13 protein-coding genes and 1 other RNA gene are annotated in these 9,221 nt (G+C 60.8%); 11 read left to right on the forward strand and 3 right to left on the reverse strand.

Features of this window, described 5'->3' with window-relative positions; all coding sequences use genetic code 11:
• Nucleotides 1–14 precede the first annotated feature (14 nt).
• Nucleotides 15–482, reverse strand: coding sequence for a hypothetical protein (locus GBCGDNIH1_RS17960; protein ID WP_011631798.1), 468 nt, complete (start codon nucleotides 480–482; stop codon nucleotides 15–17).
• 65 nt (nucleotides 483–547) lie between these two features.
• Here GBCGDNIH1_RS17960 and GBCGDNIH1_RS17965 point away from each other — a divergent pair, with 65 nt between their 5' ends.
• The 4 genes from GBCGDNIH1_RS17965 (at nucleotide 548) to GBCGDNIH1_RS17980 (ending at nucleotide 2,202) form a co-directional block, all read left to right on the forward strand.
• A complete protein-coding gene (locus GBCGDNIH1_RS17965; RefSeq protein ID WP_011631799.1) occupies nucleotides 548–964 on the forward strand; it encodes a hypothetical protein in 417 nt (138 codons plus the stop codon).
• Nucleotides 965–1,055: 91 nt separating this feature from the next.
• The gene (locus GBCGDNIH1_RS17970; RefSeq protein WP_011631800.1) at nucleotides 1,056–1,421 is read left to right on the forward strand and encodes a cell division protein ZapA; all 366 of its coding nucleotides are present in this window, start codon (nucleotides 1,056–1,058) and stop codon (nucleotides 1,419–1,421) included.
• A gap of 8 nt (nucleotides 1,422–1,429) precedes the next feature.
• Nucleotides 1,430–1,586, forward strand: a non-coding RNA gene (gene ssrS, locus GBCGDNIH1_RS17975) — 6S RNA.
• Nucleotides 1,587–1,617: 31 nt separating this feature from the next.
• Nucleotides 1,618–2,202 carry a 5-formyltetrahydrofolate cyclo-ligase gene (locus tag GBCGDNIH1_RS17980; protein ID WP_043453860.1) on the forward strand — a complete coding sequence of 195 codons (585 nt, stop codon included), beginning with the start codon at nucleotides 1,618–1,620 and terminating at the stop codon, nucleotides 2,200–2,202.
• Here the strand turns inward: GBCGDNIH1_RS17980 and GBCGDNIH1_RS17985 are convergent.
• Entirely contained in the window at nucleotides 2,199–3,110 is a 912-nt protein-coding gene (locus tag GBCGDNIH1_RS17985; RefSeq protein WP_011631802.1) for a bestrophin family protein, read from the reverse strand. The genes GBCGDNIH1_RS17980 and GBCGDNIH1_RS17985 overlap by 4 nt on opposite strands.
• 81 nt (nucleotides 3,111–3,191) lie before the next feature.
• Here GBCGDNIH1_RS17985 and GBCGDNIH1_RS17990 point away from each other — a divergent pair, with 81 nt between their 5' ends.
• The 4 genes from GBCGDNIH1_RS17990 to ruvA all read left to right on the forward strand — a co-directional run bounded on the left by GBCGDNIH1_RS17990 (nucleotide 3,192) and on the right by ruvA (nucleotide 6,059).
• Nucleotides 3,192–4,028 carry a TIGR00282 family metallophosphoesterase gene (locus GBCGDNIH1_RS17990; RefSeq protein ID WP_011631803.1) on the forward strand — a complete coding sequence of 279 codons (837 nt, stop codon included), beginning with the start codon at nucleotides 3,192–3,194 and terminating at the stop codon, nucleotides 4,026–4,028.
• 108 nt (nucleotides 4,029–4,136) lie between these two features.
• Entirely contained in the window at nucleotides 4,137–4,886 is a 750-nt protein-coding gene (locus GBCGDNIH1_RS17995) for a YebC/PmpR family DNA-binding transcriptional regulator (RefSeq protein WP_011631804.1), read from the forward strand.
• Nucleotides 4,886–5,422 (forward strand): crossover junction endodeoxyribonuclease RuvC, encoded by a 537-nt coding sequence (gene ruvC / locus GBCGDNIH1_RS18000; protein WP_011631805.1) that lies wholly within the window; start codon nucleotides 4,886–4,888, stop codon nucleotides 5,420–5,422. Before GBCGDNIH1_RS17995 ends, ruvC begins: the two co-directional genes overlap by 1 nt.
• Nucleotides 5,423–5,444: 22 nt before the next feature.
• Nucleotides 5,445–6,059 (forward strand): Holliday junction branch migration protein RuvA, encoded by a 615-nt coding sequence (ruvA, locus tag GBCGDNIH1_RS18005; protein WP_011631806.1) that lies wholly within the window; start codon nucleotides 5,445–5,447, stop codon nucleotides 6,057–6,059.
• A gap of 6 nt (nucleotides 6,060–6,065) precedes the next feature.
• On the opposite strand, the gene bluB is transcribed toward ruvA, so the two are convergent.
• Complete coding sequence (bluB, locus tag GBCGDNIH1_RS18010) at nucleotides 6,066–6,716, reverse strand: 5,6-dimethylbenzimidazole synthase (RefSeq protein ID WP_011631807.1); 651 nt, start codon at nucleotides 6,714–6,716, stop codon at nucleotides 6,066–6,068.
• A gap of 194 nt (nucleotides 6,717–6,910) precedes the next feature.
• Here bluB and ruvB point away from each other — a divergent pair, with 194 nt between their 5' ends.
• The 3 genes from ruvB to tolQ are packed head-to-tail and all read left to right on the forward strand — an operon-like array spanning nucleotide 6,911 to nucleotide 9,188.
• The gene (gene ruvB / locus GBCGDNIH1_RS18015; RefSeq protein ID WP_011631808.1) at nucleotides 6,911–7,990 is read left to right on the forward strand and encodes a Holliday junction branch migration DNA helicase RuvB; all 1,080 of its coding nucleotides are present in this window, start codon (nucleotides 6,911–6,913) and stop codon (nucleotides 7,988–7,990) included.
• 17 nt (nucleotides 7,991–8,007) lie between these two features.
• Nucleotides 8,008–8,463 carry a tol-pal system-associated acyl-CoA thioesterase gene (gene ybgC / locus GBCGDNIH1_RS18020; protein ID WP_011631809.1) on the forward strand — a complete coding sequence of 152 codons (456 nt, stop codon included), beginning with the start codon at nucleotides 8,008–8,010 and terminating at the stop codon, nucleotides 8,461–8,463.
• Entirely contained in the window at nucleotides 8,463–9,188 is a 726-nt protein-coding gene (tolQ, locus tag GBCGDNIH1_RS18025; RefSeq protein WP_011631810.1) for a protein TolQ, read from the forward strand. The genes ybgC and tolQ overlap by 1 nt, the downstream gene beginning before the upstream one ends.
• Nucleotides 9,189–9,221 lie beyond the last annotated feature (33 nt).

The following is a 9,221-nucleotide window of genomic DNA, read 5'->3' on the forward strand; positions in this document are numbered from 1 at the left end:
GCGGAGCGCGTCTGTCACGCCGGGGTCTTGAGCCATGTGAGCAGCGTTTCAAGAGTGGTGCCGTTTCGTCCGCCCTTCAATGGCAGATGAAAGGCCGGTGGCGGTGTGGAGATCACGGGAATCCGTGCCGACTCCGCCATGAAACCGATGGCCGTACTGGCGGGGGAAGGAGAGAGAATGAGCATCAGAGGCGGGGACTCGCCCGATTGCCATGTCACGGTTTCGTCAACGGGCCATGTCGCCCGCAAAAGGGCTGCCGCCAATCCTGGTGCATTCCCGCAATCCGCGAGCGACTGAAAAGGAATATCGGGAAACTCCTTGCCGGCGGCCTGCATCATAGCCAGCCACCAACCGCATCCGCCGGATGCCAGTGCCCCCGGTGTGGAGAGCAAGCCTGCACCGGTTTGCGCGACAGAGGCATGCCGAAGTGTCCTTCTGATATCTTCCATTCCATGGACAATGACTGCGCCGAACCGAATCATGCTTGACCTTCAAGCGGTTGGCTGGTTTCAACGCAAGACAGGAATAAGTAGGCGGCGGAGGATCAATGGCCGGGAAGATTGATGCGGTGGAAGCCACTGCGCGGATCGAGGCTGCTCTGGATCGCCTCGCCAATACGGCCAGGGGGCAGCCATTCCCTCAGCAGGGACCCGATCCCAGGCTGGAGGATCTCGCTGCGCGGATCGATTATCTGGTGACACAGTTACGTGAGGTGCTGGCCGAGGACAGGCCGGCCGCACTGCCTGAACTGGAAACAACGTCGCCCCCGGTTGAGGCAGTCCCTCATGAAGCGCCGAATGATTTCTCTGCCGTAGCAGAAGCCGGCAACATGGCGGCTCCTCCCTCACCGGCATCCGCACCTGCTCCTCAGGCATATGATGGTTCATACCATTCAGTCAGCTATGGGACGCCTACGGAAGAGGGGGGGAATTTTACCCCACCTCATTATAATTCATGGCAGTAAGCCGGGACATTTCAGGTCGGGGCTCGACTCATTGGGCACCAGACTCCATGGCAGAGGCTGATGGCTGCCAGTCTCTGGGAGGGACAGGCAAATGGCGCAAGTGACGGTGCGCATCAATGGATACGCTTACACAGTCGGCTGTGAGGACGGGCAGGAGCATCATCTCCAGGCCATGGCACAGCAGGTCGAGGACCGGATCGACAATATCAAGTCGCAAGGCGGGCAGAGCGGGGAAGCACGCTTGCTGGTGCTGGCGTCTTTGATCATGGCGGACGAAATTCACGATCTGCGCCGGGAAGTCAGGCAGCTGCGCCAGGATCCCAGCCGTGCCACCTACGGGGAGACACGGCATGAGGAGGGCGTGCCTGCCGTGCAGGATGATCCAGCCTTTATTGAAAGGCTGCGACGTCTGGCCGAGCGTGCGGAAGAGATTGCGGCTTCGCTCAACCACCGTTAAAAAGGGCTGTGGAGCTGCCCGGTGCGTCAGGCACATTAATCCCCCGGGCCGATAAGCATTCCCTCGGGAACTGGCGCTGTCATGGCCGTGGTCATGATAACCGGTGCCCACCTGCTCTAGCAGGTCTGAGGAGGATGATACGCCAACGGCCAGGGTGGCTCCCCTTTTTCTTTTTTCGCACTATGGCGCGGTTGTGATGGTGTTGGCTGATCAGGACATGTCCCTTGCGGGGCGTAAGCAGGCCCTGCGCCAGCGTGCCTACGCCTTGCGCGAATCGCTCGATCCCTTGGCCGGGATAGCGCTGGGTGAAAATCTGCTCCGCGACCTTCCTCCCCTACCAGGCCATATCGTGTCAGCTTTCTGGCCTCTTCCCGGTGAACTTGATCTGCGGCCTCTGATGGCGGCGTTGTATGCGCGTGGACATCGGATAGCCCTGCCGGTGACGACGAAGAAAGGGGAAAAGCTGATTTTCCGCGAGTGGACTCCGGGCGTGGCAATGATCGAAGGGCGTTTCCGCACCTTGCACCCTGATGGGCCTGAGATTGTTCCTGAAACGGTGCTGGTGCCACTTCTGGCCTTCGACCGCACCGGGAACCGACTTGGTTATGGGGGTGGTTATTACGATCGCACCCTTGCCGCACTGCCTTCGGTGCAGGCCATCGGCTGCGCTTTCGCGGCGTTCGAACTGCAAGACGTGCCGGTGGAGGCAACGGATTTTCCACTCCGCGCCATCGTGACGGAGCGGGAGACGATCCTCTGCCCTGATCGACAGCCGGATTAGGTCAGCACTCCATTGATCGGGGTAAGAGGCTCTGGAAGCTCTTGAACCCCCAGGGCTTCGAGCAAATCAATCTCGATGCCACGCACGATCGCATTCAGCGGCAGATCGTTCTGATGCAGGCCGAAAGGCTGTTCCAGTTCGTCGCTGAGCGCATCCAGTCCGAAAAACGTGTAGGCAAGCACGCCGGTCAACAATGGAGTTGCAAAACCGAGGGTGGACACGAAGCCAAATGGCAGCAGCAGGCAGAAAATCCACGCGGTCCGATGCAGCAGCAGCGTGTAGGCGAAAGGCGTGCTTGCCGAGACGATCCGTTCGCAGCCGCCCTGTGCAGCACCAATGGCATGGAGGCGTGTCTCCAGTGTCATCATGGTGATGTCTGATATCAGACCCTGACGCCCCCATTCTGCGACGTCTTCCATGATGCTGCGCAAAATTGCTTCCGGTCGGTTACGCATGGGAAGCAGGGTGGTATGCTCCTGAGCCGAGAGATAACGCCTGGTTTCATCAAGGCCCTCTTCATCCCGTAGCCTTGCTTTCAGCAGGTATGCATAAGCGATGCACCGATTCAGGACATGCGTCCGGCCGCGATGCGCGGTGGGAAGAAAAGCGATGACATCCCGTGCCAGGGTCCGCATCTCGATCACGACCGCACCCCACAGTTTCCGTCCTTCCCACCAACGATCATAACAGGCGTTGTTGCGGAACCCGAGGAAGATCGACAGAGCCAGTCCAAACAGGGTGAACGGCACATTGCTGAATTCGGGATAGGCACCCGGATGGGCATGCAGAATAATGGCCAGGACCGTGGAGATCGCCATGATCAACGAAACTTTGGGCAGGATGACCGGCAGCACCGATCCCCGCAGGGTGAACAGCATCAGGGCGCGATTAGGCTGTTTGACGATCATGGGATGTACGCTTTACCGGCTCTTCGTTCCGATAGACAAGCAGCGCTGGACAATCAGGGGGCGGCGTGGCACGCGAAGCCCATGCGCATTGTATTTTTAGGTGACGTGGTTGGCCGTTCAGGGCGGGAAGCGGTGCTGCGTGTCCTGCCTGATCTCCGCAGCCGGTTGCAGACCGATCTGATCGTGGTGAATGGCGAAAATGCTTCCCACGGTTTTGGTCTGGCGCCGGATATGGCTCGTGATTTTCTCAATGCCGGCGCGGATGCGATCACGCTCGGCAATCATGCATGGGACCGGAAGGAGCTGATTCCCTTCCTCAGTCAGGAAAAACGGGTGGTGCGCCCGCTGAACTTTCCTCCCGGCACGCCTGGGCAGGGCGCCGTGGTGGTGGAGCTGTCAGGGGGACGGCGGGCGCTCATCATGAATGTGATGGGCCGCCTGTTCATGGACCCGCTGGATTGCCCGTTTCGGCTGACGGCACAGGAGTTGTCACGCTACAAGCTGGGTGGTGTTGCGGGGGGCGGCAGTATTCAGGCGGTCGTGATCGACGTGCATGGAGAAGCGACCAGCGAGAAAATGGCGTTCGGCCATAGTTTCGACGGGCAGGCGACGTTAATCGTCGGCACGCATACCCACGTTCCCACGGCTGACCACCAGATTCTCCCGGGCGGCACGGCCTACCAGACCGATGCCGGCATGTGCGGTGATTATGACAGTGTGATCGGTATGGGAAAGGAAGCTGCGGCTAGCCGATTCTGGCGCAAGACACCCGGTGAGCGTCTGGCGCCGTCCGAAGGAGAGGCGACAGTGTGCGGTGTTTTCGTGGAGAGTGATGATTCGACCGGTCATGCGGTCAGGGTAGAACCCATCCGGATCGGGGGGCGTCTTTCACAGATGATACCGAGCCTTTCCGCATAGGCCCGATACAGCAGCAGGAACGGCTGGCGGTTTACCGGGCAGGATAATCTGCTGTAGACCCGGCCCACGGCTTTTATGACACAGTGACAGAAATGCGGGATTGCGGCGATGGCCGGCCATAGTCAGTTCAAAAATATCATGCACCGCAAGGGCGCGCAGGATGCGCGCCGGGCGCGGGAGTTTGCCAAAGTCATCCGGGAAATCACGGTTTCAGCCCGTTCGGGCCTGCCTGATCCGGCCTCCAATCCGCGCCTTCGTGCCGCGATCAGCTGGGCGCGGGAGGTTAACATGCCCAAGGATACGGTTGACCGCGCCATCAAGAAGGCGACCGGGGCCGGGCAGGGCGATGATTACGCGGAAGTGCGCTATGAAGGCTACGGCCCTGCCGGCGTGGCAGTGATTGTCGAGGCCCTGACCGATAACCGCAACCGCACGGCTGCCGATGTTCGTTCGGCATTCAGCAAATATGGTGGCGCGCTGGGGGAAACCAACTCTGTCTCCTTTATGTTCAGCCGTGTTGGCGTCATCCGTTTCCCTGCCTCGGCAGGCAGCGCTGATGACATGCTGGAGGCCGCGATCGAGGCCGGGGCCGATAATGTGGAGAGTACGGCGGAAACGCATGAGATCACCACCTCTGTGGAGGATTTCTTTGCCGTTCGCGATGTGCTGGAAAGCCGTTTCGGCGCGCCGGAAGCCGCAAAGCTGGACTGGCGTCCCGGTACCACGGTGACGCTGGATCAGGACAAGGCCTCCAGCGTGCTGAAGTTGCTGGATGTGCTGGAAGACAATGATGATGTTCAGGCAGTCTATGCCAATTTCGACATTCCGGATGATGTGATGCAGGCTCTGTCGGCCTGATGCTGTCAGCTTCTCCTCCCGCTCAGGCAACGGTCCGGATGCTCGGCATTGATCCGGGCCTGCGCTTTACCGGCTGGGGGGTGATCGAGGCGACCGGAAACCGCTTGCGCCATATCGCCGATGGCGTGATTGCGACGGACAGCACCGAGAGTGTTCCCGCCCGGCTGCGTGTTCTGCATGACACTTTGACCAGCCTTCTGGTCACGTACCATCCGGATGAGGCGGCGGTCGAGGAAACTTATGTCAACCGCAACGGCACGGCGACGCTGAAGCTGGGCTATGCGCGTGGTGTGGCACTGCTGGCTCCGGCCCTGAGAAATGTGCCCGTTGCGGAATATGGCGCCAAGGCTGTGAAGCTTGCCGTGGTCGGGACAGGGGGGGCCACCAAGGATCAGGTGCAGATGATGGTGCAGCGTCTGCTGCCCGGCGCCACGCTGAAACGGGCCGATGCGGCGGATGCTCTGGCGGTGGCAATCTGCCATGCTCATCACCGGGCCAGCCGTTCCGCATGGGCGCGCGGTGCTGTGATGGCATGATGACGGGAAGGAAGCAGGACTTATGATCGGTCGCCTCACCGGACTGGTGGATGGGCTGGAGGAGGACCGCTGCCTGATCGACGTTAATGGCGTGGGATATGTGGTCTATGCATCCTCCCGCACCCTGGCGGCGCTGCCCCGTGCGCCGGAGGTGGCGCGAGTGCTGATCGAAACGCAGGTGCGGGAAGATGCGATCACCCTGTTCGGCTTTATCGACACGGCAGAGCGGGACTGGTTCCGCCTGCTGACCACCGTGCAGGGGGTCGGGGCCAAAGTGGGGTTGAATATCCTGTCAGCCTTGTCGGCGGGTGATCTGATTTCGGCGCTGATGGCCGGTGATCAGCGTGCCCTGACCCGCGCCAGCGGTGTGGGGCCAAGACTGGCGGCACGGATTGTCTCGGAATTGAAAGACAAGGTGGGTGCCATGCCCTCCGGCCCGATGACGATCGGCGGCGTGGGGGTGCTCAGTGCTCCCGCAGGCGGTGTGGAGCAGGATACATTATCGGCGCTGCTCAATCTCGGCTACCGCAGGCCGGAAGCGCTGGCGGCGATCCGCCGGGTGCGGGAGGCGTTGGGCGAAGAGGCAGGGCTTGATGCCATCCTGCGCCAGTGCCTGCGGGAGCTTGCACCCGGTTGAAGGGAATCAGCGATGCAGCAGCCCTGCATCGCGCCTTGCATGATCCCAGCCGACCTCTTCCAGTTCCGGTGTTTCACTCTCCTTCACCGGATAGCCGACGCACAGATAACCAATCAGCTGCCAATGGGCAGGGACATCCAGCAGGGCGTTGATCGGCTCGGGGTCGAGAATTGACACCCAGCCGACGCCCACCCCTTCCGCCCTTGCCGCCAGCCAGAAGGTGTGAATGGCCATCACGGTGGAGTAGGCGAGGGTTTCCGGCATGGTCTTTCGCCCCAAGCCATGCCCTTGTTCGGGATCAGGCTCGCAGAACACCGCGAGATGAACCGGCGCATCGTCCAGTCCAGCCAGTTTGAGCCGTGCGTAAAGCCGGGCACGCGATTCTTTACCATCGCTTTGCAGGGCTGACAGGGCATCGGCATTGCTGGTTTCGAAATTGGCACGGATTGCGGCCCGGCGGACTGCATCATCGACCAGTACAAAGCGCCATGGCTCGCTCAACCCGACGGAAGGGGCAAGACATGCTTCGGCCAGCAAGCGAGGCAGGGTATCCACTGGCAAGGGCTCGCGCCGGAAATGGCGCACATCGCGACGCCAGCGCAAAAGACGATGCAATTCCTGCCTGAAGGCGGAATCGAAAGAGACCGGATCCGTCATCTATATGCCAACCTCCCTGAAAAGAGGATTTACCCCCTGTTCGTTCTTGTTTTTGCGCCGTATCCCTGTCCAGATTGCGGAGGAAGGATTCGTCCAGCACAGTGTAGCGGCCATGCCTCATCCATAAAACCGCATAACACTGATCATTTGTTGTTTTAACCGCTTCGCTGATCATCCGGGAAACGATCTGCCTTATGCCTGAACACGATCCTCATCAGGAGAACCGGACCGTCAGCAGTGTCCGGTTGGAGGATGATGCGGCGGAAGCCTCCCTGCGGCCGCAGTCCCTGGCTGAATTTATCGGCCAGCGGGCCAGCCGGGAAAATCTCTCCATTTTCATTCAGGCCGCAAAAGCGCGTGGAGAAGCGATGGACCATGTCCTGCTGCATGGCCCGCCGGGACTGGGCAAGACCACGCTGGCGCAGATTGTCTCGCGGGAGTTGGGGGTCGGGTTTCGCGCTACCTCCGGACCTGTGATCCAGCGGGCAGGGGATCTCGCGGCGATTCTGACCAATCTTCAGCCGAGAGACGTTCTGTTCATTGATGAAATTCATCGCCTTCAACCCGCGATCGAGGAAGTGCTCTATCCGGCCATGGAGGATTTTCAGCTCGATCTGATCATCGGTGAGGGACCGGCGGCGCGCTCGGTGCGGATTGATCTGGCGCCTTTTACGCTGGTGGCGGCGACGACGCGGGCCGGGCTGCTGGCGACACCGTTGCGGGATCGGTTCGGCATCCCGCTGCGCCTGATTTTCTATACGGCCTCCGAGCTGGAACTGATCGTGTCGCGAGGTGCAGAAAAGCTTGGTTTTGATCTGAGCCGGGAAGGGGCTGCGGAAATTGCCCGGCGCTCCCGCGGGACACCACGTATTGCGGGACGATTGCTGCGCCGGGTGCGGGATTTCGCGATGGTTCAGGGTGTCTCCCCTGTCGACCGCTCCACCGCCGATGCGGCCCTTCAGCGGCTGGAGGTGGATTCGCTGGGGCTGGACGCGATGGACCGGCGCTATCTGCACCGGATCGCGGTGCATCATGCCGGTGGGCCGGTCGGGGTCGAGACATTGGCGGCGGCTCTGGCCGAGGCGCGCGATACGCTGGAAGATGTTATCGAACCTTATCTGATCCAGGAAGGGCTGATTCTGCGCACCAGCCGTGGACGCATGCTGGGTGAAGCGGGCTGGCGGCATCTTGGGCTGGTGCCTCCCCCATCGGCAGCGGGTGGCCAGCCGGATATGCTGACCCTGTTGCATCGCGATGGCAGTGCAGATGAATAAGCCGTAGGAAATTATCCATGATCATGGAAGGCCGCCATCACTATCCTGTCCGCATCTATTATGAGGACACGGATGCCGGTGGCATCGTCTATCACGCCAATTATCTTCGCTTTGCGGAACGGGCGCGGACCGAAATGCTGCGGGATTGCGGCGTGCCCCATGCGGAATTGACGGACGATCACGGCCTGATGTTTGTGGTGCGTCGCGTGAGGATCGATTATCGCAGACCTGCGCTTCTCGACGATCTTCTGACGGTGGTAACGCGCGTCGAATCGATGGGTGCGGCGTCGGCTGAGTTGGAACAAAGGGTGGAAGGGCCGGAGGGCGAATTGCGGGCCTTGCTGCGTATCGGGTTGGCCTGCGTAAAAATTGATGACCAGAAACCGGCCCGCGTGCCGGATCGCTGGAAAGAGGCATTGGATGAATTGTCGAGATCGGGTACCAGCCCGGTTCCGACCTTGGGAGAGCAATAGTGGACCGCGCTGTGGAAGCGACCAATCTGGCAGGTAACGCCGCCGCTGGCGGCGACCTGTCCTTGCTCGGCTTGTTCCTGCAAGCTGATGCCATCGTGAAGATCGTGATGCTGCTGCTTTTGTTTGCCAGCATCTGGGTCTGGGCCGTGGCAATCGACAAATATGTCAGCCTGCGCCGGGCCAATAGGGCCGCCGATGCGTTCGAGGACCGTTTCTGGTCTGGCGGCAGTCTGGACGAGCTTTATGAAACCGAAGGCGCCAAGCCGACCAATCCAATCGCCGCCGTGTTCGGTGCCGCCATGGGTGAATGGCGACGGACGGCACGGATTGCCGGGACCGATTTCAGCCGCTCCGGTGTGAGGGAGCGTACCGATCGCGCCATGGGTGTGACCATCGGGCGGGAAATGGACCGGCTGGAACGCTGGATGGTGTTTCTGGCTTCCGTCGGCTCTACAGCGCCGTTTATCGGCCTGTTCGGGACGGTGTGGGGCATCATGAACTCCTTCTCCTCCATTGCCGCCATGCACAACACCAATCTTTCCGTGGTGGCGCCGGGCATTGCCGAAGCTCTGTTTGCAACTGCAATGGGGCTGGTTGCCGCTATTCCTGCGGTGCTGATCTACAACAAGCTGAGCACCGACATGGCGCGTTTCGCAGCAAGGCTGGAAGCGTTTGCGGCGGAATTCGGCGCGATTCTCTCCCGTCAATCCGAAGAGCGCCCGTGACCTGAGCAGGGCTTTGCTCAGCACCACGTCGAA

The organism is Granulibacter bethesdensis CGDNIH1 (assembly GCF_000014285.2).
Classification (GTDB): domain Bacteria; phylum Pseudomonadota; class Alphaproteobacteria; order Acetobacterales; family Acetobacteraceae; genus Granulibacter; species Granulibacter bethesdensis.

Excerpts from the sequence above, each read along its gene's own strand:
- GBCGDNIH1_RS17960 (WP_011631798.1), bottom strand. The coding sequence starts at position 482 with ATGATTCGGTTCGGCGCAGTCATTGTCCATGGAATGGAAGATATCAGA.
- GBCGDNIH1_RS17965 (WP_011631799.1), top strand. The coding sequence starts at position 548 with ATGGCCGGGAAGATTGATGCGGTGGAAGCCACTGCGCGGATCGAGGCT.
- GBCGDNIH1_RS17970 (WP_011631800.1), top strand. The coding sequence starts at position 1,056 with ATGGCGCAAGTGACGGTGCGCATCAATGGATACGCTTACACAGTCGGC.
- GBCGDNIH1_RS17980 (WP_043453860.1), top strand. The coding sequence starts at position 1,618 with ATGGTGTTGGCTGATCAGGACATGTCCCTTGCGGGGCGTAAGCAGGCC.
- GBCGDNIH1_RS17985 (WP_011631802.1), bottom strand. The coding sequence starts at position 3,110 with ATGATCGTCAAACAGCCTAATCGCGCCCTGATGCTGTTCACCCTGCGG.
- GBCGDNIH1_RS17990 (WP_011631803.1), top strand. The coding sequence starts at position 3,192 with ATGCGCATTGTATTTTTAGGTGACGTGGTTGGCCGTTCAGGGCGGGAA.
- GBCGDNIH1_RS17995 (WP_011631804.1), top strand. The coding sequence starts at position 4,137 with ATGGCCGGCCATAGTCAGTTCAAAAATATCATGCACCGCAAGGGCGCG.
- ruvC (WP_011631805.1), top strand. The coding sequence starts at position 4,886 with ATGCTGTCAGCTTCTCCTCCCGCTCAGGCAACGGTCCGGATGCTCGGC.
- ruvA (WP_011631806.1), top strand. The coding sequence starts at position 5,445 with ATGATCGGTCGCCTCACCGGACTGGTGGATGGGCTGGAGGAGGACCGC.
- bluB (WP_011631807.1), bottom strand. The coding sequence starts at position 6,716 with ATGACGGATCCGGTCTCTTTCGATTCCGCCTTCAGGCAGGAATTGCAT.
- ruvB (WP_011631808.1), top strand. The coding sequence starts at position 6,911 with ATGCCTGAACACGATCCTCATCAGGAGAACCGGACCGTCAGCAGTGTC.
- ybgC (WP_011631809.1), top strand. The coding sequence starts at position 8,008 with ATGATCATGGAAGGCCGCCATCACTATCCTGTCCGCATCTATTATGAG.